The sequence below is a fragment of the Salegentibacter sediminis genome (assembly GCF_002078605.1).
Classification (GTDB): Bacteria; Bacteroidota; Bacteroidia; order Flavobacteriales; family Flavobacteriaceae; genus Salegentibacter; species Salegentibacter sediminis.
Genome location: NZ_MSJR01000002.1, coordinates 96,502 through 121,535 on the forward strand (window position 1 = coordinate 96,502; position 25,034 = coordinate 121,535).

At 41.6% G+C, this 25,034-nt stretch carries 23 protein-coding genes and 1 tRNA gene; 12 read left to right on the forward strand and 12 right to left on the reverse strand.

Translation table 11 applies throughout. The features are described from left to right. Nucleotides 1-3: 3 nt before the first annotated feature. Nucleotides 4-567, forward strand: coding sequence for a phosphatase PAP2 family protein (locus BUW93_RS04740; protein ID WP_081209708.1), 564 nt, complete (start codon nt 4-6; stop codon nt 565-567). Here BUW93_RS04740 and BUW93_RS04745 read toward each other — a convergent pair. From BUW93_RS04745 to BUW93_RS04755, 3 genes are read right to left on the reverse strand one after another with little or no spacing between them, the layout of a single operon-like run. After that, nucleotides 564-2,192, reverse strand: a complete 1,629-nt coding sequence (locus BUW93_RS04745; RefSeq protein ID WP_232778318.1) for an ArnT family glycosyltransferase — start codon at nt 2,190-2,192, stop codon at nt 564-566. The genes BUW93_RS04740 and BUW93_RS04745 overlap by 4 nt on opposite strands. After that, the gene (locus BUW93_RS04750) at nt 2,185-2,808 is read right to left on the reverse strand and encodes a lipid-A-disaccharide synthase N-terminal domain-containing protein (protein WP_081209710.1); all 624 of its coding nucleotides are present in this window, start codon (nt 2,806-2,808) and stop codon (nt 2,185-2,187) included. Before BUW93_RS04750 ends, BUW93_RS04745 begins: the two co-directional genes overlap by 8 nt. Continuing rightward, nucleotides 2,809-3,522 carry a glycosyltransferase gene (locus BUW93_RS04755; protein ID WP_081209712.1) on the reverse strand — a complete coding sequence of 238 codons (714 nt, stop codon included), beginning with the start codon at nt 3,520-3,522 and terminating at the stop codon, nt 2,809-2,811. It abuts the gene before it with no gap. 125 nt (nt 3,523-3,647) lie between these two features. Between BUW93_RS04755 and BUW93_RS04760 the strand changes: the two genes are divergently transcribed. Then, a complete protein-coding gene (locus tag BUW93_RS04760) occupies nt 3,648-4,601 on the forward strand; it encodes an NAD-dependent epimerase/dehydratase family protein (RefSeq protein ID WP_081209713.1) in 954 nt (317 codons plus the stop codon). On the opposite strand, the gene meaB is transcribed toward BUW93_RS04760, so the two are convergent. After that, nucleotides 4,579-5,664, reverse strand: a complete 1,086-nt coding sequence (gene meaB, locus BUW93_RS04765) for a methylmalonyl Co-A mutase-associated GTPase MeaB (RefSeq protein ID WP_081209715.1) — start codon at nt 5,662-5,664, stop codon at nt 4,579-4,581. The two genes, BUW93_RS04760 and meaB, sit on opposite strands and share 23 nt — an antisense overlap. A gap of 100 nt (nt 5,665-5,764) precedes the next feature. Between meaB and BUW93_RS04770 the strand changes: the two genes are divergently transcribed. Further along, nucleotides 5,765-6,193 (forward strand): organic hydroperoxide resistance protein, encoded by a 429-nt coding sequence (locus BUW93_RS04770; RefSeq protein WP_081210222.1) that lies wholly within the window; start codon nt 5,765-5,767, stop codon nt 6,191-6,193. A 23-nt stretch (nt 6,194-6,216) separates the two neighbouring features. Here the strand turns inward: BUW93_RS04770 and BUW93_RS04775 are convergent, their stop codons facing one another. Beyond that, the gene (locus tag BUW93_RS04775) at nt 6,217-6,795 is read right to left on the reverse strand and encodes a DUF2911 domain-containing protein (protein WP_081209716.1); all 579 of its coding nucleotides are present in this window, start codon (nt 6,793-6,795) and stop codon (nt 6,217-6,219) included. Nucleotides 6,796-6,968: 173 nt separating this feature from the next. On the opposite strand from BUW93_RS04775, the gene BUW93_RS04780 reads away from it, so the two are divergent. The 4 genes from BUW93_RS04780 (at nt 6,969) to BUW93_RS04795 (ending at nt 10,256) form a co-directional block, all read left to right on the forward strand. Next, nucleotides 6,969-7,514 (forward strand): RNA polymerase sigma factor, encoded by a 546-nt coding sequence (locus BUW93_RS04780; protein WP_081209718.1) that lies wholly within the window; start codon nt 6,969-6,971, stop codon nt 7,512-7,514. Then, nucleotides 7,498-8,112 (forward strand): hypothetical protein, encoded by a 615-nt coding sequence (locus BUW93_RS04785; protein WP_081209719.1) that lies wholly within the window; start codon nt 7,498-7,500, stop codon nt 8,110-8,112. Before BUW93_RS04780 ends, BUW93_RS04785 begins: the two co-directional genes overlap by 17 nt. Next, nucleotides 8,093-9,493 (forward strand): hypothetical protein, encoded by a 1,401-nt coding sequence (locus BUW93_RS04790; RefSeq protein WP_081209721.1) that lies wholly within the window; start codon nt 8,093-8,095, stop codon nt 9,491-9,493. The genes BUW93_RS04785 and BUW93_RS04790 overlap by 20 nt, the downstream gene beginning before the upstream one ends. Nucleotides 9,494-9,566: 73 nt before the next feature. Further along, nucleotides 9,567-10,256, forward strand: coding sequence for a peptidoglycan DD-metalloendopeptidase family protein (locus BUW93_RS04795; RefSeq protein WP_081210223.1), 690 nt, complete (start codon nt 9,567-9,569; stop codon nt 10,254-10,256). 2 nt (nt 10,257-10,258) lie between these two features. Here BUW93_RS04795 and BUW93_RS04800 read toward each other — a convergent pair whose 3' ends face one another. The 7 genes from BUW93_RS04800 to BUW93_RS04830 form a co-directional block, all read right to left on the reverse strand. Further along, nucleotides 10,259-10,735, reverse strand: coding sequence for a DUF4199 domain-containing protein (locus BUW93_RS04800; protein WP_081209722.1), 477 nt, complete (start codon nt 10,733-10,735; stop codon nt 10,259-10,261). Between the two features lie 111 nt (nt 10,736-10,846). Next, nucleotides 10,847-14,203 carry a preprotein translocase subunit SecA gene (secA, locus tag BUW93_RS04805; protein ID WP_081209724.1) on the reverse strand — a complete coding sequence of 1,119 codons (3,357 nt, stop codon included), beginning with the start codon at nt 14,201-14,203 and terminating at the stop codon, nt 10,847-10,849. Nucleotides 14,204-14,290: 87 nt separating this feature from the next. Further along, the gene (locus BUW93_RS04810) at nt 14,291-14,512 is read right to left on the reverse strand and encodes a DUF2795 domain-containing protein (RefSeq protein ID WP_008272287.1); all 222 of its coding nucleotides are present in this window, start codon (nt 14,510-14,512) and stop codon (nt 14,291-14,293) included. Nucleotides 14,513-14,664: 152 nt separating this feature from the next. After that, the gene (locus tag BUW93_RS04815; protein ID WP_081209725.1) at nt 14,665-15,237 is read right to left on the reverse strand and encodes a cob(I)yrinic acid a,c-diamide adenosyltransferase; all 573 of its coding nucleotides are present in this window, start codon (nt 15,235-15,237) and stop codon (nt 14,665-14,667) included. Nucleotides 15,238-15,305: 68 nt separating this feature from the next. Continuing rightward, nucleotides 15,306-15,488 (reverse strand): hypothetical protein, encoded by a 183-nt coding sequence (locus BUW93_RS04820; RefSeq protein WP_081209727.1) that lies wholly within the window; start codon nt 15,486-15,488, stop codon nt 15,306-15,308. Between the two features lie 129 nt (nt 15,489-15,617). Next, nucleotides 15,618-16,634: a M28 family metallopeptidase gene (locus tag BUW93_RS04825; RefSeq protein ID WP_081209729.1), complete on the reverse strand. Its 1,017-nt coding sequence runs from the start codon at nt 16,632-16,634 to the stop codon at nt 15,618-15,620. A gap of 187 nt (nt 16,635-16,821) precedes the next feature. Continuing rightward, nucleotides 16,822-17,520, reverse strand: a complete 699-nt coding sequence (locus tag BUW93_RS04830) for an SGNH/GDSL hydrolase family protein (protein ID WP_081209730.1) — start codon at nt 17,518-17,520, stop codon at nt 16,822-16,824. A 159-nt stretch (nt 17,521-17,679) separates the two neighbouring features. Here BUW93_RS04830 and BUW93_RS04835 point away from each other — a divergent pair. The 5 genes from BUW93_RS04835 to BUW93_RS04860 all read left to right on the forward strand — a co-directional run bounded on the left by BUW93_RS04835 (nt 17,680) and on the right by BUW93_RS04860 (nt 25,024). Beyond that, nucleotides 17,680-17,764 (forward strand) — tRNA-Ser (locus tag BUW93_RS04835). Nucleotides 17,765-18,267: 503 nt separating this feature from the next. Further along, entirely contained in the window at nt 18,268-19,830 is a 1,563-nt protein-coding gene (locus tag BUW93_RS04845) for a type I restriction-modification system subunit M (RefSeq protein ID WP_081209733.1), read from the forward strand. Between the two features lies 1 nt (nt 19,831). Then, nucleotides 19,832-21,043 carry a restriction endonuclease subunit S gene (locus tag BUW93_RS04850; RefSeq protein WP_081209734.1) on the forward strand — a complete coding sequence of 404 codons (1,212 nt, stop codon included), beginning with the start codon at nt 19,832-19,834 and terminating at the stop codon, nt 21,041-21,043. A 189-nt stretch (nt 21,044-21,232) separates the two neighbouring features. Further along, entirely contained in the window at nt 21,233-22,135 is a 903-nt protein-coding gene (locus tag BUW93_RS04855; RefSeq protein WP_081209735.1) for an Abi family protein, read from the forward strand. Between the two features lie 15 nt (nt 22,136-22,150). Then, the gene (locus tag BUW93_RS04860; RefSeq protein ID WP_081209737.1) at nt 22,151-25,024 is read left to right on the forward strand and encodes a type I restriction endonuclease subunit R; all 2,874 of its coding nucleotides are present in this window, start codon (nt 22,151-22,153) and stop codon (nt 25,022-25,024) included. The last annotated feature ends 10 nt before the right edge of the window (nt 25,025-25,034 follow it).

A 25,034-nucleotide genomic window follows, 5' to 3' on the forward strand; every position in this document is an offset into this window, starting at 1 on the left:
GCTATGGATCGTCTTATCGAATTAGATCATAAACTGTTTCTTTTTCTCAACAACCTGGGAAGCGAACAATGGGATTGGTTTTGGTTGCTGGTTACCGATAAATGGACCGCAATACCTCTCTATGCTATCCTTATTTTCTTGCTCTTTAAAAAATTAGGCTGGAAGGCTACCTTGCTAAGTTTGGTGCTGGTGACCCTTTTGATCACCACCACCGATCAATTGGGGAATATTTTTAAGGATGGGTTTCAACGCTTACGCCCCTGTGGTCAGGAAGGTATAAAGGAATATAGCCGTTTTGTCGCGGTGAGATGCGGGAAATATGGGTATTTTTCGGCCCACGCTTCCAATTCTTTTGGCGTGGCTGTTTTCCTGGGTCTCGTTTTTAGAAAGTATTTTCCTAAAATGATCTATTTTCTTCTTTTTTGGGCGGCTTTGGTAGCTTATAGTAGAGTATACCTGGGAGTGCATTATCCGGGAGATATATTAACCGGTGCTCTCATTGGAGGCTTTTTCGGCTTTTTATATTATCTGCTTCAGAAATATTTACTGAAAAAATTTTCGCTCTAATCCCTTCTTTCTAAAAAATAGAATGCCCTTATTAACCGGTCTTTATAACCACCGGCTTCGGGGTTAACGTAATTAAGATCGTAGCGTTCGCGTTGCTTTATTTCGAAGTTTTTAAAATGGGATTTTACCTGTAGACTGTCTTCTTCCATAAATAATATTCCGAAGGAATCTTTGTTTTCCAGGCTCTGTAAATCCTCTGTTATTGGAATAGAACTTCCATATTCCCAAATAAGCTCGGGTGTAAAACTTTTATATTCGTAAACTTCGAAGTTTTTTTCCTGTGCTAATAGCTTCAGGTTGCTAATATTGTTGAAGTGGGGGTTTTTTAAGAAAGAATACATCAGTGGAAAACCAAAAAGAATAATTCCGGCGATAAAGCTTACTGTTAGATAAAAAACCGGGGGGTATTTCTTTTTCCACAGAAAATAAAGGATCATTAAACCTATTCCGAACAGTGTAACAGAAACTGCTATGTACCAAAACCAAAATCCGGTAAGATCGAGATAAAAAAAGGCCGCAAGAGGGAATATTAGCCCAATTAAAGCTATTAGTCCGTGGTTGAAATAGACTATCCAGCTTTCAGACTTAGAAAGGCTTCTGAAGTTCCGGAATAGATATTCAATATAAAAACCTGTATTTATTGCCATAGGAATGAGCACCGGGAGCAGGTAACGCGATTTTTTTTCGGGAATAACAGAGAGCAGTACCACGGCGGCAATAGTCCATAGAAAGGAGAATTTATATGCCCTGGGATTGGAAACTTTATTCTTTAAATAAGGATAAAGAAGGGCTACAAATGAAGGGATAGTCCAGATACCGCTTTGAACCACAAAACTCCAGTAATAATAAAATGGTCTTATATTATAATTGGCCCAGTTTGAGGTTTCCTGTGTGGCGATCTTCAGGAAGCTTTCCGGGTCGAGCAGTCTCACATAGATGAACCACCAGGTACCAAGTAAAATTCCCAGGATTATGAAAAGTAAGACTGCAAGGCGTTTTCCTCTGAATCCTCTGTAATTATAAGTTAGGCCATAGGCGATTAGAAATGGTAAAAAGAGTGCATAAAGAGATACAGGGCCTTTACTTAAGAGGGAGGCTGCAAAGAAAACCGCAGCAAAAATGGCATTTCGATAAAGCTTCTTGGTTTCCTGAAAGATTTTAACCAGGAAGAATATACTGCCCATCATAAAAGCGTGGGTGAAAATATCCCATTGCCCGTCCCGCCCTGAGAAAACAATGTAAAACGAGGTGGCTAAAATTAGTGCACTTAAAAAGGCCTGCTTTTTCTGAATTTTGATTAAAGCCTGGAAAGCATAGAAAATAAACAAAAGCATCATGGCCATGAGAGCAGCCGGTAGACGCATGCTATACAGATCGTAATTCCTAAAGATCCCGGCGCTTAAAGCAGTGAGCCAGGTGGGTAAAGGTGGCTTTTGATAACGCGGAAGGTCATTTAAGGTGGTTAGAAGCCAGTTATTCTTTTCCAGCATTTCACGGGCTGCAATAAAATTGCGGGCTTCCATGATATTTACGTACAAAACATCAAGCTGGGTTAAAAATATTACAGCCCCTACCAGGAAAAGTATCAGGAGATATTTATCAGGAAATTTTTGCAGTTTAGGCATAAGCTTTCAGACTTAAAACGATGTTTCTAACATAAATGATACTTCCTAAAATATGTCCTAAAAAAAGCACTGGATCTTTTCTCAGGATGGCATACATGAGGATAAGTCCGGCCCCAAAAAGGCTTAACACCCAAAAGCCGAGAGGGAGGACAGATTGCTTGATTTTTTCTGAAAAAAACCACTGATAAATAAATCGGAAATTAAAGATTATCTGGGCCGAAGTTCCCATAGCCAGCAGCCAGAAGGGAATATCTTCATTAAAGAATAATTTTTCGATGTGGAAACTTTTAAAAGTAAAAAAGAAACCGATTACTCCAAGCGGAAATAAGTACAGAAGCCATTGGAACCAGGCGGGTAAGCGCTGCCAGGTGCCCTGCAGGTAGAGGTTCCTTATGTAGATAAAGTAGGTTAAACCCTGCCCGAACATAATAGCAAAGTCATCGCGCAAATAGCCGTAAATAAATAACAGGAATGAGGCAAAGAGGCTAAGTTTCCAAAACAGCCCGGGGGTAACTACCTTTCTCTGCTTTTCAGAAAGAATCCACTGATGCAGTAACCTGCTCGAGAATAAAATTTGTGCAGTAAAACCAATAGCATAAACCTGCCAATTTTCCATCTATCCTTTTTTCTCGATCCTGTAGTTGATGTATTTTTTCTTCATCCACAAATAGGCAAAACAATCTACCAGAGGTCCGCCCAACCTGTTCCAAAGATGATATTTTGGTGTACCGGCGAGCCTGGGGTAATGTCTTACCGGCACCTGTTTTATTTTTCCTTCCTGTAAAAGGACCATCGCCGGTAAAAACCGGTGTAAACCCTGGAACATTGGGATATTCCGGGCATATTCGCTTTTGATAACTTTAAGGGGGCAGCCGGTATCCTCCATTCCATCATTGGTGAAACTCCGTCTGATATTATTGGCGATTTTCGAGGAAATATTCTTGACAAATTTGTCTTTACGATTTGCTCTAAGCCCGGTAACAAGGTCGTATTCCCCTATTTCAGCTAAAAGAAGGTCAAAATCATCGGGGTCAGTCTGGAGATCAGAATCTATATATCCAATCAAAGGGGATTCGGCATGATCAAATCCGGCTTTTATAGCCGCGCTCAAACCGCGGTTTTTATCGAAAGAAATATACCTGAAGTGTTCCTGCCTGCTGCAAATTTCTTCAATAAGGCTAAGGCTGTTGTCTACAGAACCATCGTTTACCAGGAGAACGCTGCTCTTTTTTATAGACTTGTTTAAATAGGTGCTTAAGGCTTGTTCAACTCTTAAAAGGTTCTCTTCCTCATTAAAGAGCGGAACAATTATGGTAAATTCGTATTGCATAAAAGGATCACACTAGGCGGCAAAGGTATTAATAAAAAACAGGAGATTTAAAATTTCTATAAAGGCCCCTTGGGACTAATTGAATTAAGATTGTAATTTGCAGCTGATAATTCCAATTTATTTATATGAGAGTTTTAATCACCGGGGTGGCAGGATTTATCGGTTCACATATGGCCGAAAAACTTGTAGACCTCGGGTACCAGGTTAGTGGAATTGATAATTTTTCAGATTATTACAATGTATCCCTGAAAAGGCAAAATGCTGAAATTCTGCAGAAAAGGAATGTGGAGGTTTTTGAAAAGGACTTAAGAAAGCCCGAAGATTACCGGGACCTGCCCCGGGATTTCGATTTTGTTTTTCATTTTGCCGGTCGTCCGGGTATCTCGGCAAACAGCAGCTTTGATGATTATTTTTCGAATAATGTATACGCGACAGAGCTTTTACTGAATTTTTCCCTTCAGAATAAGAATCTGAAACACTTCTTTAATATTGGCACCTCTTCCATCTACGGGAGGGAAGCCACTTTTACTGAGACTGAAGTTCCCCGGCCGGTCTCCAATTACGGAGTTAGTAAACTGGCAGCAGAACAACTGGTGCTTTCTCTTGCCAGAAGTGAGAAGTTAAAAGCTTCTTCGCTAAGATTATATTCGGTTTATGGCCCACGGGAACGGCCAGATAAATTATACACAAAGTTAATTGAGTGTGCCAGTAAGGACGAAAAGTTCCCGCTTTTTGAAGGCAGTGAAGAACACCTAAGGAGTTTTACTTATGTGGGAGATATTGTGGATGGAATTAGCCAGGCCCTGACGAATTATGAAAAACTAAATACTGAAATTATTAACCTGGGGAGTGAAGAAGAATTTTCTACCCGTGAGGGAATCCAATTTATCGAGGAGATCCTGGGCAAAAAAATTAGGCTAAAACATTTACCAAGGCGGGCCGGAGACCAGTTGCGAACCCGTGCGAAAATTGAAAAGGCCCGTGAGATTATCGCTTACGATCCAAAAATATCATTGTACGAAGGATTGGAAAAACAGGTTCAGTGGTACAAAGAATTTATGATGCCTCAAATTTCCTGATCAATTCATTGGCAGCGGCGAATGCTGTGGTCTTATTGTTTTCTATTGCCTTAAGCTGAATTTTTAATGCTTCCTGTATTTCGGGATTTCTGTAGAAACGATTTTTAAGGTGTTCCTCTATGGTCTGGTACATCCAGAATTTATTTTGTTCCCGGCGATTGTGTTCAAAATATCCATTGGCATTTGTTCGTTTGATATATTTTAATATCAGCTCCCATACCTCAGAAATTCCTGTGTTTTTCAAGGCACTACATAAGTTGACTTTGGGCTGCCAGCCACTTTCTTTAGTGGGATAGAGGTTTAAAGCCCTTTTAAATTCCATTTTAGCTTCCCGGGCAGCTTTAAGATTATCGCCATCGGCCTTATTTATCACAATAGCATCGGCCATTTCAATGATACCGCGTTTTATACCCTGCAACTCGTCACCGGCACCCGCCAGTTTGAGGAGTAAAAAGAAGTCGGTCATACTATGCACCGTGGTTTCACTCTGTCCCACGCCCACGGTTTCGATGAGTATAACATCAAAACCTGCGGCTTCACATAACAAAATGCTTTCCCTTGATTTTCTCGCCACTCCCCCCAGAGATTCGCCCGAAGGAGAAGGCCTCACAAAGGCGTTTTTCTCTTTTACCAGGTTTTCCATCCGGGTTTTATCGCCCAGGATGCTTCCCCTGGACACTGTACTGCTGGGGTCTACCGCCAGTACAGCCACCTTTTTGCCTTGTTTTATAAGGTAAGTGCCGAAACTCTCAATAAAAGTGCTTTTTCCCACTCCGGGTACTCCTGTAATTCCTATCCGTATCGATTTTTGAGCGTGGGCCAGTGCGCCTTCAATAAGAAGCTCTGCTTTCCTGCTATGTTTTGGCTGGTTGCTTTCGATAAGGGTAATGGCTCTTCCCAGGGCCGCTTTGTTCCCTTCAAGGAGTTTTGTGAGCAAATCTTCTTCTGAAAGCGTATGTTTTCGGCGGGCTTTAAATTTTTTAGCCGCATCTGAATTCACGCTTACCGCAGACTTTTCAGAACCTGATTCGTGTAGCGCAGAAGGAGTGGTTTTTTTAGCCAAGCTGAGTTTATTTATGACAAATTTATGAATTCATTTTTTGCCCCGGTATTTTTTGCTTGTTATATTGAAGCAGACAATAAAGTTAATTAAAATCAAGAAGATGAAAACATTGTACACAGCCAACGTAACAACCAAGGGAGCCAGACACGGGCACACCACCAGTGATGATGGCGTTTTAGATATGAAACTAAGTATGCCTAAAAGCCTGGGAGGCGAAGGGGGAAAATTCAGTAATCCCGAACAACTTTTCGCAGCCGGATATTCTGCCTGCTTCGGAAGTGCTTTGGAAGCAGTAGCTAAAGATCACAAGGTAGACCTTGGTGATTTTAGCGTAACGGCTATAATAGACCTTGGTAAAACTGAAGAAGACCAGCTCCAGCTTGCAGCAATACTTGATTGCTATATCCCCGGGGTTGATGTGGAAACAGGAGAGAAACTCATCAATGAGGCTCACGAGATTTGTCCTTATTCCCGGGCAACCCGCGATAATATTGATGTGACTCTTAATTTGTTGGTAGACGAAGATTAATGTACGCTTTCGTGAAGAAAAGATCAGGAGCCGTTGGAAGACGGCTCTTTTTCTTTTATAGGCACTGCGATTCTGGTTTTATCCCAGGATAATACCATAAAAATAAGATCATTGGCTTCCTCGAAGAGGATAGTGAATTGTTCGATACTCTTGTCCGATTTATTCACAGGCACTTCGAGCACCAGCACATCATATTCGGGATCCCGGTATGCTTTTTCCTCAAGATCAATACCCCAGGGATACATCCTGGAATTAAAGATCACCTTCCAGGATTCTTCCATAGGGATAGTCCAGAGGGTATATTTTCCGGCTTCTAGATCTGACCCATCTACAAGAATATCCTTATTGGTGGTAAAAGTTGTGGCTTCATTAGCACCGGTTCGCCATACTTCATTATATGGAACCAGCTCTCCAAAAATCACCCGGTCTTTTTTATAAGGCCTGTTATAAAACACTTCCAGTTCTAAATCTCCTTTTGAAAAAGTTACGGTCTCCTCGGGACTATGCGTTTTGGTGGTAGTTCGAAGAAAATAAATTATCGCGGTCGATAATACCAGGATAATGCCTACGATCTTTAATGTGGTTTTGAGGGTAGAATTCATTGCAATTTTTTTTCCGGAGAAACTAAATACAGCTTGTAATCTTCTCTTATTTTTTCTTCTGTCATATTAAATTTAGGCATTATAAGTTGATTTTAACTAATTTCAAAAAAATAAACAGGATTGCAACATTGCAAAAAAACTTTCGTCTTTATAGTAACCAATCAGTTTAAATTTTGATACAACATCAATTAATAGAGGCTTGTAAACAAAATGACCGCAGGGCCCAGCTAAAGCTCTACAACAAGTACAGCGAAGGCATGTATTATGTGGCCTACCGGTTTATGAAAGATCGTTTTGAAGCCGAAGACGCAATGCAGGAGGCATTTATAAAGGCCTTCGCGAAGCTTAATCAGTTCACCGGGGAGGTTAGTTTTGGTGCCTGGCTTAAGAAAATAGTTATCAATAAATGTATTGACAAGCTAAAGGCTAAGAAACTGGAACTGGTGGCCATCAACGAACAGGTGTTAAGCTCGGTAGATGAAAATGAAAACTGGAAGGTAGAAGAAGGGGTAAGCCTGGAGCAGATTAAAAAATGCATGGAAAATCTCCCCGAAAAATACAGATACCCATTAATGTTGTTTTTGATGGAAGGTTATGATCACGAAGAGATTTCAGAAATAATGGAAATAAGCCAGGTGGCCTCAAGAACATTGGTGCACCGGGGAAAGAAAAAATTGCAGGAAGAATTAAAATCACAAAGACATGGAACAGGATATTAGGGAAATGTTTAAGAACGAAGCCCCCCATACTCCCGAAAAATTACCAAAGGGGCATAAAAAACGCTTTGAGGCCAGGCTGGATGAAGCCTTTCCTGAAAGCTCAAAGAACAATCAGCTTTATTTCTTTATGAAAATAGCGGCTGTGTTGGTAGTAGCCCTGGGGATTGGTTTTTACCTGCTTCAGCCTAATGAATTCAGCAATGAACCCGCAGTTGTCGAAACGGAGGTAGAAGATCAGAAGGAACAGGCCAGCCCTGAAACTCCGGCAAAGAAACAATTTCAGCTGAGTGAAGTTTCGCCTGAATTCAAGAAAATCGAGAATTTCTATCTGGCGAGTTTGAATATGGAACTGGCTAAAATTGATATCAATGACGAGAACCGGGATCTTATCAATTCTTTTATGGAACAACTGGCAGATCTGGATGAAGAATATCAGCGCCTGAATATGGAAATAAGCAAAAATGGTCCCAATGAGCAAAGTATCGATGCCATGATCGGTAACCTTCAGCTTAGGTTGGAACTGCTCTATAAATTAAAGAATAAATTAAAGGAAATCAATCAATCAAAAGACGAACAATATGAAAACTATCAGGTATAATTTATTCGCGATACTGGCATTCATCAGTGCCGTCGCGTTTGCCCAAACCAAAACCTTAGATAAAACTTATAAGGTCAACTCTGATGCCGAAATAGAGATTAACAGCAGTCATACCAATATTGTGGTGGATTACTGGGATAAGAATGAAGTAAGAGTGGAAGCGCTTCTGGATACCGAAGGGATGGATGAGGAAGCCCGTAAAAAGCTTATCGAAGACTGGAAACCTCAAATTAAAACTTCGGCAGGAAAAGTAGAGATCACCTCTGGACCCGTAGTTGTTAATTGGGAAAAGAGTATGCAAGCCCTGGAGGAACCTTTAGCGCAATTGCCTGAAATGCTCGGTCCGCTTTTGGAAAACCTGGGGCCTATGCTGGAAAGCCTTACCGACAATCCACTTCCGCCTGAATTTGCCGAAAGTATGGGCAATATTAAATTCGATTATGAAGCCTATAGAAAAGACGGCGATAAATATCTCGAAAAATTTGAAAAGGAGATGGAAGGAAACTTTGGCGAGGATTTCGAAAAGGCAATGGAAGAATGGGGGCAGCAGTTTGAGAATAATCCGAAGATGAAGAAATTTGAGATGGATATGGAAGTTTGGGGAGAAAACTTCGGAAAAGATATGGAAGCCTGGGGCGAAGAGTTCGGAAAGAAAATGGAAGCCTGGGGTGAAACTTTTGGAGAGGATATGGAAAAATGGGCCCAGCAGTTTGAAGCAGATATGGAAGCTGGTAATGGGGAACCAGGAATGATCAAGGTGCTAAAAAGTAAGGATGGTGGGGCTAAAAAGACCCTGAAGCTAAACATCCCTAAAAACGCCAAATTAAATCTGGATGTTCGCCACGGAGATGTAAACCTTAGCGGAACCACCAAAGATCTAAAAGCCGATCTTTCTCATAGTCGCTTTAAAGCAAATACCATTGGCGGTAAACAAACCGAAATCAAAGTAGCCTATACTCCTGTAAAGATTAAAACCTGGGATTATGGGGTGTTGAGTACGAGATATGTGAAAGACTTTAAAATTGATAAAGCCCGAAGCATAAAACTCGACTCTAAATCCAGCGATATCTTTTTTAATGAGATAGGGGAAACCGGGATACTTAGTGGAAGTTTTGGGAAGTTAAAGATCGGCAAACTGCAACCCGGATTTAAAAACCTGGATGTGAGTCTCGAGAACAGCGATATGGAATTGTCTTTGCCAGATGTTGCCTATAATTTTAGTTATAATGGTACAAAGAGCAAGATCAAAACGCCTGCAGCTCTAAAGCTTAAAAGCAGCAACTCCTATGATAACGAAAGCCTTAACGGCTATAATAAGACCCGTGATGCGAATGCTTCGGTAACAATTAAAGCAAGTTTTAGCGATGTGTTGCTAAATTAAAATCCAGCGCTTATTTTTGGAAAATCAAAACCTGCAGCTTTTGTTGCGGGTTTTTGATTTAAAAGCTAAAAAGATGGAGAGAGCAGGATTTGAAAAGTTTATCTGGAACCTTACACAACGCTTTACCAGTGTGCTGGATACCAGTTTTACCCCAGAGGATTATATCGCGATAGATCTTTCGGCAACCAACGAGGAACTTGAGAAAATCGATATTTCCTCTTCAGAATCCTTTTCGAAATTCATAGATGATTATCTGAAGCACACGGGGAAAAAGGTGGCCTTTGGCGGGTACTCTGAGATTAGAAAACTCTATAAACGCAGTGAGCTTTTTAGTCATCTTGAGGATGACCGGGATATTCATATGGGAATGGATTTTTGGGCACCGGCCTACACCGCTGTCCTGGCAGTGCTGGATGGAAAAATTCATAGTTTTAAGGATAATGCGAATTTTGGGGATTATGGTCCAACCATTATTCTTGAACACAGTCTTAATGGCGATAAATTCTTTTCTCTGTATGGTCATCTTAGTCGGAAATCCCTGGAAAATCTGAAACCCGGCCAGGAATTTAAACAAGGGGAAAAGATAGGGGAGCTGGGGACGGCAGGAGAAAACGGGGATTATGCACCGCATCTTCATTTTCAGATCATCGGTCACCTGGAAGATAAGATAGGGGACTTCCCGGGAGTGGCTTCAAGACGGGATCTGGATTTTTACCTGCGCAATTGTCCCGATCCAGATCTATTACTGAAATTAAGGCGCTAAATTTATTTCCGTTTTAAAATAAGCGCAACGATAGCAGAGGTAACCACCCCCATCATTAGCGCTCCCGACACCGATTGTATGATGTAGGATTGTAGGTTAAAATAAGCTTCGGCGTCTTCCTGTTCCATCCTACTGTTTTCTGTACTGTAGGCGATGGCATTTTCAAAATAATCAGGAGTGATGAACTCGTGAGTGATGTATTGTCCCAGGGGAGAAAGTATTGCCACTACAATGCTGAGTATTATCCCCGACACGAAACCCTGTTTCCAGGTCATTTTACCCTGAAAATAATTCTTTCGTTTATCGTAAATAGCAAAGAGATAGATAGCAATGGCTAAAAGGCCGAAGAAATTGGTGTACATGGCATGCTGGGAGATAAGCGCATCATGCCACCCCATGGCTTTTTCAAAAAACATCCATAGCAGGGAAACAACAAAAAAGATGATTCCCCATTTGATCTCGATAGCGTAATTCTTCATTTTTTGGAATTGGTTGGTTAAGTTAAAAATAGAAAAAAAATCAGTTTCTCCTTAAAACAAAAATCCCGAAGCTACAGCTCCGGGATTCTTCGGTATTAATTTTTAAGAAAACTATTGGTCTACCAGCACCCAATCTCCTTTATCTAAAAGTGGGATGGCTTGTTTGAATTTCATAGTCTTGTTTTCTCCACTCATCACGTTTTTGATGGTTACCTTATCGTTACGGCCAATTTTGGGCTGGTCCCTGGTAATGGTTTCGGTAACCTGGGGACGGCGTTGCTGCGTTTGGCCCGCGGCACGGTTTTGAGCGGCGCGTTCATCCATATTAGGAATCTCGTCTTTCTGGGTTTCCAGATTTTCTTTTTTCTTTGGTTGTCTTGCCTCAGAAATATTAGATACATTTCCTTCCGGAATTTCTCCCTTGAAGAGGAAAGAAATAACATCCCGATTCACCTGGTCTATCATTGCTTTGAATAATTCGAAAGCTTCGAATTTATAAATAAGAAGCGGATCTTTTTGTTCGTGAACTGCCAGTTGTACACTCTGTTTTAACTCGTCCATCTTGCGAAGGTGAGTTTTCCAGGCATCATCAATAATTGCCAGGGTGATATTCTTTTCGAAATCTTTTACCAGTTGAGCTCCTTGGGTTTCGTAGGCTTTCTCCAGATTTGTGACTACCTGAAGGGTTTTTTGCCCATCGGTAAAAGGAACAGAGATTCGCTCAAACTTGTTATCCCCTTCATATACCTGCTTAATGACAGGGAAGGCCTTTTCGGCACTATTCTCCATCTTCTCCTGGTAATGTTTATAGGCATTTTTATAAACTTCACCGGCGATCTTCTGTACACCCATTTTCTCGAATTCATCCTCGGTAACCGGGGAACTCATAGAGAAGTAGCGTATAAGTTCAAACTCAAAGTTTTTGAAATCCTGAGCTATTTTATTTCCTTCGGTGATGGCCTCAGAAGTATCAAAAATCATATTGGCGATATCAACGCGCAGGCGTTCCCCAAATAAGGCATGGTAGCGACGCTTGTAGATCACTTCCCGCTGGGCATTCATCACATCATCATACTCCAGCAAACGCTTACGAATTCCGAAGTTGTTTTCTTCTACTTTTTTCTGGGCCCGCTCAATGGATTTGGAGATCATGGAGTGCTGAATTACCTCGCCTTCTTCCAGCCCCATTCTATCCATGAGTTTCGCGATTTTTTCTGAACCAAATAAACGCATCAGGTTATCCTCCAGCGAAACATAGAACTGAGAACTTCCGGGATCTCCCTGTCGTCCGGCACGACCTCTTAACTGCCTGTCTACACGTCTTGAATCATGGCGCTCTGTACCTACAATGGCCAGACCACCTGTTTCTTTAACCTCAGGGCTCAATTTAATATCGGTTCCACGACCTGCCATGTTGGTGGCTATGGTTACAATTCCCGATTTACCGGCTTCAGCCACAATATCGGCCTCTTTTTTATGCAATTTCGCATTAAGCACGTTATGCGGTACCTGGCGAAGTTTCAGCATACGGCTTAGCAATTCTGAAATTTCTACAGAAGTGGTACCTATAAGCACTGGTCTTCCTGCACGGGAAAGTTCGGTAACGTGGTCTATAACTGCATTGTATTTTTCACGTTTGGTCTTGTAAACTAAATCTTCTTTATCATCACGGGCAATGGGACGGTTGGTTGGAATTTCAACAACATCCAGTTTATAGATCTCCCAGAATTCCCCGGCTTCGGTTACCGCAGTACCCGTCATCCCGGAAAGCTTGCGGTACATCCTGAAATAATTCTGAAGGGTTACCGTAGCAAAGGTTTGGGTAGCATCTTCAATCTTTACATTTTCCTTGGCCTCAATTGCCTGGTGCAGCCCGTCACTGTAACGACGGCCTTCCATGATACGCCCGGTTTGTTCATCTACGATCTTCACCTTGTTATCAATCACCACATACTCGGTATCTTTTTCGAATAGGGTATAAGCTTTAAGTAATTGGCGCAGGGTGTGTATACGTTCACTTTTCACGCTGTATTCGCGGAAAAGCTCTTCTTTTTTCTCGGCTTCCTCTTCTTTAGGAAGTTCTTCTTTTTCAATTTTGGCGATTTCCATGCCTATTTCAGGCATCACGAAGAAATCGGGGTCATCTTTTCCCGAAAGGAATTCAATACCCTTATCGGTGAGGTCTATCTGGTTGTTTTTCTCCTCGATAGTAAAAAGCAGGTCTTCATCAACTTTAGGCATTTCCCTGTTGTTGTCCTGCATGTAGTGATTTTCGGTCTTTTGCAGTAACTGCTTGATCCCTTCCTCACTAAGGAATTTAATAAGCGCTTTATTCTTCGGAAGTCCGCGGTAGACTCTTAATAATAGGAAAGCTCCTTCTTTGGTTTCGCCTTCTTTGATTAGTTTTTTGGCTTCGGCCAGCACTTTGGTAAGGTGGCTGCGCTGCTTTTCAACAATAGAGGAGATGGCAGGTTTCAGCTGGTCGAATTCGTGAACGTCTCCCTTAGGGATAGGTCCTGAAATAATAAGGGGGGTACGGGCATCATCTACCAGTACAGAATCCACCTCATCGACAATAGCGTAATTATGAGGGCGTTGTACCAGGTCATCGGGCGCATGAGACATATTGTCTCTTAAATAATCAAAACCGAATTCATTATTGGTACCGTAGGTGATGTCGGCATTATAGGCTTTTCTTCTGGCCGCCGAATTAGGGCGGTGGTAGTCTATACAATCTACGCTTAAACCGTGAAACTGAAAAATAGGAGCCATCCAGGCGCTATCACGCTTGGCCAGGTAATCATTTACCGTTACCAGGTGCACTCCGTTTCCGGTTAGGCCGTTAAGGTACATTGGGAGCGTAGCCACAAGGGTTTTACCTTCCCCCGTTTGCATCTCTGCAATTTTTCCCTGGTGCATAGCAACCCCACCAATGAGCTGAACATCATAGTGTATCATATCCCAGGTGATGGGTTTTCCTGCGGCATCCCAGGAATTACTCCAAATTGCATGATCCCCATCCAGGGTGATATAATCTTTTTCTGCTGAAAGTTCCCGGTCATATTCTGAAGCGGTAACCTTAAGCTCGGTATTGTGATAAAATCGTTTGGCGGTTTCTTTTACCGTAGCGAAAGCCTCGGGAAGAATATCGTTAAGAACCTTTTCTGAAATTTCGTAGGCTTTATCTTTTAAAGCATCAATTTCGGCGTAAATATCTTCTTTTCGGGTGATATCATCAGACTCGTCGGCCTCTTTTTCCAGATCGGCGATTTGAGCGTTTACCTCTTTTAAAGCCTCGGCGATTTGCTCTTTAAACCGGGTGGTTTTCCCTCTTAGTTCATCAAGACTTAGCTTTTCGAAATCGGGCTCCAGGGCTTTGATCTTGTCTACTATAGGAGTTATTTCCTTGATGTCTTTTTTGGACTTATCGCCTACAAATACTTTTAATACAGAATCTAAAAAACTCATAATAGTTTTTACGTTTAATAAGGTTCAAATGTACGCAAAAAAAAAGCCTCGCTTTGGAGACTTTTTTCTATTTTTTTTGCGTGTTTTCTAATATTCATCCTCATTCCAAAGATAATCTTCGTCAGTAGGATAATCGGGCCAAATCTCTTCAATAGAATCGTAAGAATCTCCTTCATCTTCAATAGCCTGCAGGTTTTCCACAACCTCTAAAGGGGCTCCGGTCCTGATTGCATAATCAATTAACTCATCTTTGGTTGCCGGCCATGGTGCATCGCTTAAGTATGATGCTAATTCTAAAGTCCAGTACATTGGTTAATCGGGTTTTTTATTTTTGCAAAAATAAATTTTTTACTGATATAGCAAAGAAAAAAATCTATTATTTCCTCAATAATATAAGAACTTTTTCTAAAATTAGAACTTTCAATGGAAAATTTAATTTTAAAAACCAACTGATGCTCTGATCAGGATTTTGGAGGGATCCATTTTATCTCATCAGCCTGCAAGTCGTGGCTCAACTTCCGTGCCAGTACAAAGAGGTAGTCAGAAAGTCGGTTGAGGTATTGCAGCAGCCTTTCATCAAATTTTTCAATTTCATATAAAGCTGTAGCCATGCGTTCTGCACGACGGCAAACACAACGCGCTATGTGACAGAATGACACGCTTTGATGCCCTCCCGGAAGTACAAAATGAGTCATCTCAGGAAGGTTTTCGTTCATCTTATCCATTTCCTTTTCGAGGACTTCAATGTCTTCGGCAGTAATCTTGGGGATATTCAGCCTTTCTTTTCCGCTTTTCAGGGTGGCTTTTTCTGGTTCGGTGGCCAGCATCGATCCAATAGTAAAGAGGCGATCCTGGATTTTTATCAGGATCTTATGGGTTTGTTTATCTATCTTTTGATCGCGGACTAATCCTATATAGGAGTTCAGTTCGTCTACCGTGCCGTAACTTTCTATGCGGATATGATGTTTGGGAACGCGGGTTCCTCCAAAAAGAGACGTGGTTCCCTTATCTCCCGTTTTTGTGTAAATTTTCATAAATGCTATTTCCCCCAAAGGTACAAAAGGAAGTGAAAAAAGTATCCCGTATAAAGCTTTATGAAAACTTAGACCTGGTTTTCTGTTTCAGACTGTTGTTTTTTCCGGCGTGCCAGATAGCGTCTTCTAAAGTTTTCATTTTTGCGGGCTTTCCTGTTTTGTTTGGCGCGGCGTGAGTTCCACATAAAAACAACTAGAAAAACCGCGATAATGGCGAGATAAATCCAGGTTTCCTGGTCGAAATCGATCATTTTACTGTGATAATTTTTTACAAGGTAATAAATTATTGGAATCTGCCATAGTCTGATAATCAATAGATTGATTAGAGAGAAAGAAAAAGCCCCGAAAAAACGGGGCTTATCCTAAGTTTTGAACGCAGCTTATTCTTCGGTTTCTGCGGCTTTATCTACTACCAGGCGTTCATCGCGGTTGGCGATTTCCCAGGCGGTTAGAAAAATTAACTGAGCGCGGTTCTTTAAGGCCTCATATTCAATTTTTTCCGGGGTATCGGTATGTTGGTGATAATCGGGGTGTACTCCGTTAAAATAAAAGATCACCGGGATATTGTTTTTGGCAAAATTGTAATGATCGCTTCTGTAGTAAAAACGATTAGGGTCATTCTCATCATTATAGGTGTAATCCAGGTCCATATTCATATATTCTGAATTCACGTTTTCGCTGAGTTCATGCAGCTCGGTGCTGAGTTTATCACTCCCGATTAAATAAATATAGTTTTCGTTGCCCTCGTGTTCGGCGTCAATTCGTCCAATCATATCGGCATTAAGGTTGGCAACGGTATTTTCAAGTGGAAAAACAGGATTTTCAATATAATATTTTGATCCTAAAAGGCCTTTTTCCTCTCCGGTTAACAACATAAAAAGAATAGAGCGCTTTGGGGTGTATCCATCTCTTCTGGCTTCAGCAAAGGCTTCAGCGATTTCGATAACTCCCATGGGGCCGGAGCCGCCATCATCGGCGCCGTTATAGATATTTCCTTCCTCATCAATGCCTACGTGGTCATAGTGAGAGGTGATTACCAGTACTTCCTCAGGAAATTCACTTCCTTCGATATATCCCAGGACGTTTTCGGAGGCCTTCAGTTTTCCATCGAAAAATTCAGTAGGGATACTCTGGTAATGATTCTCTACCCCCGCGGGCGAAGGGATATTTAAATTAATAAATTCGGCACGAAGATATTCGGCGGCTTTCTTTTGGCCCGGTTCCCCGGTATCGCGACCTTCAAACTCATCTCCGGCGAAGACATAGAGGTGATCTTTTAGCTCCTGAGAGGTAATGCTGTTGGCATACTCCATAGGATCTGCGTTTTCTACATTCTTTTGATGCACACCGCAACTAACAAGCCCTGCGGTAAGGGCGCATAACAATATTTGTTTCATAGGTTGATACTTATTGATTTTTAATTGTCCTATGCAATTCGCATATAATTTTTTGTGTTTGTAATGAAATCGCGTTATGCTCATTTCATAGTTTAAGTAATTGTTTTAAAAAGTCCCAAGATAGGGGTTTTCAGCATTAATAATCAAGGGCTCGCACCGAAAACAGGATACCTGGAATAAATTTCTTCTATTTAGATTGCTGCGCCTTTTTCACGGCTTCATGAACAAGAGGCTCCATAACCGCATAGCCTTTTTTGGTAGGATGAACACCGTCTTCGGCGTATTCAGATTTCATTCCTTTCTTTTCATTGGCCAGAGCGGGGAAATAGTCGAGATAGGTATGCTCATTTTCCAAGGCATAATTTTCCATCCATTTATTTACTGCAGCAATTTTCTCTACCGGGTTAATTCCGGGTTGCCAGGGATAATCGTAAACCGGAAGAATGGAGCTCAGCACCACTTTTATCCCGTTGGCCCGGGCCAGTTGAGCCATAGCCTTAATATTATCGGTGATCATTTTTACGGAAGAGGCTCCGGTATTGCCGGCAATGTCATTAGTGCCGGCCAGGATAACCACCACTTCAGGCTTCAGGTCGATCACATCGGGGGTGAAGCGAATGAGCATCTGCGGGGTGGTTTGACCTCCTATGCCGCGGCCTATAAAATTATTCTTGCTGAAGAATTCGGGATGGGTATTTACCCAGCCTTCGGTAATGGAATTTCCCATAAAAACGGCAAGGGGTTTTTTACCTGCATCTTTAAGCTTCTGATTCTCCTTATGATATTTCTGAAGATTGGGCCAGTCCTGTTCCATGCGATCTTTATTTTGGGCGTTCAAGGTAGCTAAACTAAGCAGCAGGATCATAAAGGCATAAAAATTTTTCATCGGGAAGGGATTTTCAGCTAAAGTTAGGAAAAGCGAACAAAACAACTAATTTTTTTTTGCGCTTAGTAGCTGAAAATTAATTAGCTGCAAAAGCGGCTAAAAAACATGAAGTTTTTATTGGGTGTAATTGAAAAAGCTTATTATATTTGCATCCGCTAAGGAGGAATGGCAGAGTGGTCGAATGCGGCAGTCTTGAAAACTGTTGAGGGTCACACCTCCGGGGGTTCGAATCCCTCTTCCTCCGCAAAGCCTGAAATGCTTCCCTGAAAGGGGAAGCATTTTCTTTTTAAACCAGCCTCAAACGCAGTTTGAAAGGCTGGTTTAAAAAGAAAATGATTTCAGGCGGAGCCTGAAGCATTTCAAGCTTTGTTGGTACCTCCCCCGGGATCAACGCAGTTAATCCCTTCCTTTTTATAATGAAAGCTCGCTTTGCAGCATGAGCGCAAAACAAAAAACTCCCCGCGGTAGCGGGGTGGGTTTTCTTTGCAGGTTCCCCCCCCCCCGGGATCAACGCAGTTAATCCTTTATTTTTTAAAACCCAAGCTCTTTTCAAAATGAGTATCAAACAAAAGAGACTTTGTGCTAGCAAAGTAGGTACTCTTTGCGGGTTCCCTTATTTATGAATTTACGGAAAAACCTTTCAAGGCATTAAGAAAATTTTTAGATTTACAATCCCTACACTCAATATACTATTTTCTGCTATAAATTCTGGTAGATTATGGGATATAAAAATATGCAACTTATTTTATGACCCAATCGAAACAACAACTGGAAAATCAGCTCTGGAACATTGCCAATACCCTGCGGGGAAAAATGGGAGCCGATGAATTCCGGGATTATATATTAGGCTTTATCTTTTACAAGTACCTTAGCCGGAAGATGGAATTGCATGCCGATAAGATCCTGAAGCCGGATAACCTCACTTTTCGGCAACTGGAAGGCCATCCTCAGGAAAACCTTTTCCTGGAAGCTGTTAAAGAAGATGCCTTGATGCACCTTGGCTACTTTCTCAAACCTTCAGAACTCTTTAGCGAACTGGCCCGCCGGGGTAACGGAAACGGAAAGAGCAAATTTATCCTGGCCGACCTGGACAAAGTGCTTCGGAATATCGAACAAAGCACCATGGGCAGCGAAAGCGAGGAAGATTTCGGGAATCTTTTTGAAGACCTGGACCTTACCAGCAGTAAACTTGGAAAAACTGAAGAAGCCAAAAATGAACTAATTGTAAAAGTGCTCACCCATCTCGACCAGGTGGATTTTGACCTGGAGAACACCGAAAATGATGTTTTAGGAGATGCCTACGAATACCTGATTGGCAAATTTGCCTCGGGTGCTGGAAAAAAAGCCGGGGAATTCTATACGCCCCAACAAGTAAGTAAAGTGCTGGCAAAGCTGGTGACGCTGGGGAAAGGCCAGGTGAAAAATGTCTATGATCCTACCTGCGGTTCCGGCTCTTTGTTGCTGCGCGTTTCCAAGGAAGCCGAAGTTGGCGCTTTTTATGGACAGGAGAGCAACCCTACCACCTACAACCTTTGCAGGATGAACATGATCATGCACGATGTGCATTACAAGCGCTTTGACATCTACAATGAAGATACCCTGGAGAACCCGTCGCCCGATCATTTTGATGAACGCTTTGAAGCCATAGTCGCCAATCCGCCGTTCTCTGCAAAATGGAGCGCGAGCCCGTTATTTATGAGTGACGACCGCTTTGCAGCCTACGGAAAACTCGCGCCAAAAACCAAAGCCGACTTCGCCTTTGTGCAGCATATGGTGCATCAGCTTTCTGATACCGGTACCATGGCTTGTGTATTGCCACACGGCGTACTCTTTCGCGGTGCGGCCGAAGGCCACATTCGTAAATATCTCATCCAGGACAAAAATTATCTTGACGCGGTGATTGGTTTACCTGCGAATATCTTCTACGGAACAGGAATCCCCACCTGCATTCTTGTGCTGAAGAAAAACCGGAAGCATAGCAAAGACATTTTGTTCATTGACAGCAGTGAGCATTATGAAAAGATAAAAACCCAAAATTACCTGCGGGAAGAGGATGTCGAGAAGGTCGTTGACACTTATAGAAAGCGAAAAACTACAGACAAATATAGCTACGTTGCTTCTTTGGCTGAAGTAAAGGAAAACGATTATAACCTCAACATTCCTCGCTATGTAGACACTTTTGAAGAAGAAGAGCCCGTGGATATTAATGCTGTTGCTGCAGACTTAAAAACTTTGGAGCAGGATATGAGGGAAACCGATGCTGAAATAGCCGATTTCTGTAAGCAATTAGGAATTGAACAACCTTTTTAAGATGGAGGCAGAAATATTACAGAAGGTCAAAATTAAGACTGTTCCTAAACTAAGATTTAAAGAATTTACTGCTGAATGGTCTGAAAAAAAATTGGGTAAAGTTTTTCAAATTAATGCTGGAGGAGATATAAAAAAAGAAAATATCAGCCCATATAAAAATGAGAAGTTTCAGTATCCCATTTATGCGAATGCAGAAAAGGATAAAGGTTTTTATGGATATTCCAACATTTACACTGTTGAGGCTGGGACTATAACAGTTGCTGGAAGAGGTGTGAATATCGGAATTGCGCACGCGCGAAATCATCAATTTTATCCAATTGTGAGGCTACTTGTATTAAAACCTAAAAACAAGGAGAATATCTATTTCTTTGAATTTGCAATAAATCGTATTAATTGGTTTGTTGAAAGCACAGGAGTTCCTCAATTAACAGCACCTCAATTAGCTGGTTATAAAATTTCTCTTCCTTCGAATGCCGAACAACAAAAAATCGCGTCTTTCCTCTCAGCGGTAGATAAAAAGATCCAACAGCTCACCCGCAAAAAAGCCCTTTTAGAGACCTATAAAAAAGGCGTGATGCAAAAACTGTTTTCGCAGGAGGTGAGGTTTAAACCTGCCCTGAAAGGAGTCGAAGGGGAGGAGGATGGAAAGGAGTATCCGGAGTGGGAGAGAAAGAGACTGGGAGAGGTGGGAAAAATTGTTTCAGGTTTAACTTACAGTCCTAAAGATATCGTAGAAGACGGAACCCTGGTTCTAAGATCTTCAAATGTCCAAAACAGAAGATTGCATTTTAATGATAATGTTTATGTAAATGTAGAATCCTATAATCCTGTAAAAGAAAATGATATTTTAATCTGTGTAAGGAACGGGAGCAAAAGATTAATAGGTAAAAATGCAATAATCAATAAACACGATGAAGGACTGGCATTTGGCGCTTTTATGACTATCTATAGAAGCTCTTTTAATTTATTCCTGTTTCATTATTTCGATTCTCCTATCTATAAAAAGGAGGTGCATAGAAATTTAGGGGCTACTATAAATTCTATAAATGGTGGAGATTTGAAAAAGTTTAATGTTCCCTTTCCTTCCGAAAAAGAACAACAGAAAATAGCAGATTTTTTATCTGCCCTTGATAAAAAAATAGAAGCGGTTTCGCACCAAATAGAAAAAACGCAAAGCTTTAAAAAAGGGCTGTTGCAACAGATGTTTGTGTGAGAATTTTAAAAAATGAGCAACCAAATTGAAAATAGGATAAATTATTACAACAATTGTTGTACATTTGCATTAACAGTACACACCGCGCTACCCGTAAGAACAGCGTCCCAGGGTGTGTCTTTTGCTTTTAAGAAATAATATTTAAACCCCACATGGCGCTGTCTTGTGGGGTTTTTTAGTTTAAAAATTATGTTCGAAAAAAGAGCATTTACCATACAGGAGCAAATTGCCCAGCTTAAATCCAGAGGATTAATTATTAATCCGGAAGATGAAGCTGAGCATTTTCTTTCTCACATTAGCTATTATAGGCTGGGGGAATACTGGTACGTGATGCAAAAGGATAAAGTAGAGCATATCTTCAAACCGAACAGCAAATTTGCAGATGTTATTGCTCTGTATAATTTTGATCGGGAACTGAGAATTCTATTGTTTGATGTTATAGAAAAGTTGGAGATCAGTCTTCGCACCAAAATGATCTATCATCTATCTCTGGAATTTGACGCCTGGTGGTTTCAGAATTTCGAATTGTTTCAGGATAGTCGGGCTTTGGTAAAAACTTTAGCCAATTTGGAAGAAGAAATAAGCCGTACCAAAGATGTTACTATAAAATCTCATTTTAAGAAGCACAAAGATGACCTTCGGTTTCCACCTGCCTGGAAATCTTTGGAGCAAACTAGTTTTGGTGCCTTGTCTAAGTTATATGGTAATCTTAAAAGCACAGTGAAATCTAAAGATATTATTGCCAGGGAATATGGAGCGGTAAATCATACGTACCTCCCAAGCTGGCTCCAAAGTATATCGCAGATTAGGAATTTTTGTGCTCACCACTCCCGATTGTGGAACAGGAATCTTCCCGGGGCTCCAAAGTTATTATCTAAACCACCCCATAAATGGATAGGGGAGGTTCCGTCCCAGGGACAGTTCCAATACCTATATATTCATTTATGCTTAATGAAGTATATGCTGAACATTGTGCAGCCTGTTAACCATTTTACTGAAAAGCTGAATGCCTTATTTATAAAATATCCGAATGTAGATCAAAATGCACTCGGGATGAAATCGGGCTGGCAAAAAGAGCCCTTATGGATTTAATATTTATCAATAATAATGAGCTACCAATCTGAAGCCGAATTAGAAAACAAGCTGCTAAAGCAACTGCAAAGTCAGGGCTATGACAGAGTTACTGTAAATTCTGAGGCTACAGTATTGGCCAATGTTAAAAGTCAGTTGGAGGCTTTTAATGACACCTCCTTTTCAGATAAGGAATTTGAACAAATCCTGAATCACCTGGCTAAAGGTAACGTCTTCGAAAAGGCGAAGATTCTGCGTGGCAGATACCAGCTCACCCGGGACAACGAGGAATCTTTTTGGGTGCTCTTTTTTAATTCGGAAGACTGGACCAGGAACCTGTTCCAGGTTACCAACCAGGTCGTACAGCAGGGTACCTATAAAAACCGCTATGATGTCACTATTCTGGTCAACGGTTTGCCGCTGGTTCAAATCGAACTCAAGCGGCGCGGCCTCGAGTTAAAAGAAGCTTTTAAGCAGATCAACCGTTACAAACGCCACTCCTATTGGAACAACTACGGGCTCTTCAACTTCGTGCAGTTGTTCGTGATAAGCAACGGAGTGGACACTAAGTATTTCTCCAATAACCCGCTGCAAACGCTCACCTTCAAACAGACCTTTTTCTGGGCAGATAAGCAGAACAGGAACATCAAAGAATTATTTGATTTTACGAAGGCTTTTTTAGATACTGCTCAGCTTGGGAAAATGCTCTCGAGATATGTTGTGATGAATGAAACGCACAAAGTCCTGATGGTGCTTCGCCCATATCAGTTTTATGCAACTGAAGCTATTATTGAGCAGGTCAAAACTTCAAAGGATAATGGCTACATCTGGCACACCACGGGTTCGGGAAAAACCTTAACCTCCTTTAAAGCGAGCCAGATCCTGATGGACCTGCCGCAGGTGCACAAAGTTGTTTTTGTTGTTGACCGGAAAGACCTGGATTACCAAACCATGAAGGAATTCAACAGCTTTAAAAAAGACAGCGTTGATGTCACCGATAATACCAACTCCCTGGTCTCCCAGTTTGCAGACAATACAAAGCTCATCCTTACCACGATTCAGAAACTGAACAATGCTATTTCCCCCGGGCGGTACCAGTCCCGAATGGAGCACCTGCAGGAAAAGCGGATAGTATTCATTTTTGACGAATGCCACCGCAGCCAGTTTGGGGAAACCCATAAGAGGATCACCAGCTTTTTCAAAAACAGTCAGCTTTTCGGCTTTACCGGTACCCCGATCTTTGCAGATAATGCCGCCAACAATGATTTAGGAAAGCGAACAACAAAAGACCTTTTTGGAGCCTGCCTGCATAAGTATGTGATCACAGATGCTATTCGGGATCAGAACGTTCTTAAGTTCAGCATTGAATACATTGGTAGGTACAGGCGGAAGAGCAACACCTTTGTCGATATTGAGGTGGAAGATATTGACACCAAAGAAGTACTGGAGAGCGAGCAGCGCATGGAGAAGATTGTGGATTACATTATCAAATATCACGACACCAAAACCAAGAACCGCGATTACTCTTCCATTTTTGCCGTGAGCAGTATTCCAAACCTGATCAGGTACTACGAACTCTTTAAAAAGAAGAAGGAAGCAGGAGAACATGATCTTCGTATCGCTACAATTTTCACTTACGGCGCCAACGAAGAAGATGAAGAAGTCCAGGGTTTGCTGCCAGACACAGAAGCAATGGCGGCAGAACCAATGGTCGTTTATAAAACCAGTCATACCCGGGAGAAGCTGGACGAGTTCATAGAAGATTACAACACAATGTACAACACCGCCTTCTCCACCCGTGACAGCAAAGATTTCGAGAATTACTTTAAGGACATCAGCAAGAGATATAAAAACCGGGAGAAAGTTGGTTTTAAAGATGAAGACCGACTGGACATTATTCTTGTGGTGAATATGTTCCTCACAGGCTTTGATGCCAAAAAGCTGAATACGCTTTATGTAGATAAGAATCTACGCCACCACGGACTCATCCAGGCATTTTCCAGAACAAACAGGATCCTGGACGAGAAAAAATCCCAGGGAGAGATACTATCATTTCGTAACCTAAAGAAAGCTACTGATGAAGCCATTGCTTTATTCTCAAATAAAGACGCAAAAGAAGAGATCCTCCTCCCTGATTACGATAAGATCAGCGAGAAATTTTCTGAAGCTTTAATCAATCTGCTGAAAGTTGCCCCTACAGTAAAGAGTGTTGACAATTTACCCTCTGAAGAAGAGGAGCTGGAGTTTGTGCAGGCATTCCGGGCGCTAATTCGGGCAAAGAACGTGTTGACCTCTTTTGCAGATTTTAGCTGGGAAGATGTGCCAATAGATGAGCAGACTTTTGAAGATTACAAGAGCAAGTATCTCGACCTTTACGAGAAAGCAAAAGGCGATCACCAGAAACAGAAAGCCTCCATTTTGGATGATGTCGATTTTGAATTGGAGTTGATCCATCGCGATGAAGTGAATGTGGCGTATATTCTAAAGCTGCTTGCCGGACTAAAACAAGCCAAAGGACAATCTGCCGCCCAGCAGAAAAAGCAAATTCTTGATCTGCTCGCAGGAGATGTAGAGCTTCGCAGCAAGCGGGAATTAATTGAGAAATTCATAGAAGAAAACCTCCCAAAAATAAAGGATATAGATTCGATTCCCGATGAATTTGATAAATACTGGAGTGATCAGCGGGTACTCGCACTGGCAAACCTCTGTGAAGAAGAACACCTGGATAAGGAACAGTTCAAATCATTGATTGACGCCTATATTTATAATGAACACGAGCCGCTGAGGGATGAAGTCTTCAAATGTCTGGACAACCGCCCCAGCATATTAAAAGCCCGTGAAATAGGGGACAGGATTATTAACAAGATGAAGGAATTTGTGGAGGTGTTTGTGAGAGGGGTGGGGGCTTAAAATAAACTTA

Coding starts and splice junctions, on each gene's coding strand:
- BUW93_RS04740 (WP_081209708.1), top strand. CDS start 4: ATGGATCGTCTTATCGAATTAGATCATAAACTGTTTCTTTTTCTCAAC.
- BUW93_RS04745 (WP_232778318.1), bottom strand. CDS start 2,192: ATGCCTAAACTGCAAAAATTTCCTGATAAATATCTCCTGATACTTTTC.
- BUW93_RS04750 (WP_081209710.1), bottom strand. CDS start 2,808: ATGGAAAATTGGCAGGTTTATGCTATTGGTTTTACTGCACAAATTTTA.
- BUW93_RS04755 (WP_081209712.1), bottom strand. CDS start 3,522: ATGCAATACGAATTTACCATAATTGTTCCGCTCTTTAATGAGGAAGAG.
- BUW93_RS04760 (WP_081209713.1), top strand. CDS start 3,648: ATGAGAGTTTTAATCACCGGGGTGGCAGGATTTATCGGTTCACATATG.
- BUW93_RS04770 (WP_081210222.1), top strand. CDS start 5,765: ATGAAAACATTGTACACAGCCAACGTAACAACCAAGGGAGCCAGACAC.
- BUW93_RS04775 (WP_081209716.1), bottom strand. CDS start 6,795: ATGAATTCTACCCTCAAAACCACATTAAAGATCGTAGGCATTATCCTG.
- BUW93_RS04785 (WP_081209719.1), top strand. CDS start 7,498: ATGGAACAGGATATTAGGGAAATGTTTAAGAACGAAGCCCCCCATACT.
- BUW93_RS04790 (WP_081209721.1), top strand. CDS start 8,093: ATGAAAACTATCAGGTATAATTTATTCGCGATACTGGCATTCATCAGT.
- BUW93_RS04795 (WP_081210223.1), top strand. CDS start 9,567: ATGGAGAGAGCAGGATTTGAAAAGTTTATCTGGAACCTTACACAACGC.
- BUW93_RS04800 (WP_081209722.1), bottom strand. CDS start 10,735: ATGAAGAATTACGCTATCGAGATCAAATGGGGAATCATCTTTTTTGTT.
- secA (WP_081209724.1), bottom strand. CDS start 14,203: ATGAGTTTTTTAGATTCTGTATTAAAAGTATTTGTAGGCGATAAGTCC.
- BUW93_RS04810 (WP_008272287.1), bottom strand. CDS start 14,512: ATGTACTGGACTTTAGAATTAGCATCATACTTAAGCGATGCACCATGG.
- BUW93_RS04815 (WP_081209725.1), bottom strand. CDS start 15,237: ATGAAAATTTACACAAAAACGGGAGATAAGGGAACCACGTCTCTTTTT.
- BUW93_RS04820 (WP_081209727.1), bottom strand. CDS start 15,488: ATGATCGATTTCGACCAGGAAACCTGGATTTATCTCGCCATTATCGCG.
- BUW93_RS04825 (WP_081209729.1), bottom strand. CDS start 16,634: ATGAAACAAATATTGTTATGCGCCCTTACCGCAGGGCTTGTTAGTTGC.
- BUW93_RS04830 (WP_081209730.1), bottom strand. CDS start 17,520: ATGAAAAATTTTTATGCCTTTATGATCCTGCTGCTTAGTTTAGCTACC.
- BUW93_RS04845 (WP_081209733.1), top strand. CDS start 18,268: ATGACCCAATCGAAACAACAACTGGAAAATCAGCTCTGGAACATTGCC.
- BUW93_RS04850 (WP_081209734.1), top strand. CDS start 19,832: ATGGAGGCAGAAATATTACAGAAGGTCAAAATTAAGACTGTTCCTAAA.
- BUW93_RS04855 (WP_081209735.1), top strand. CDS start 21,233: ATGTTCGAAAAAAGAGCATTTACCATACAGGAGCAAATTGCCCAGCTT.
- BUW93_RS04860 (WP_081209737.1), top strand. CDS start 22,151: ATGAGCTACCAATCTGAAGCCGAATTAGAAAACAAGCTGCTAAAGCAA.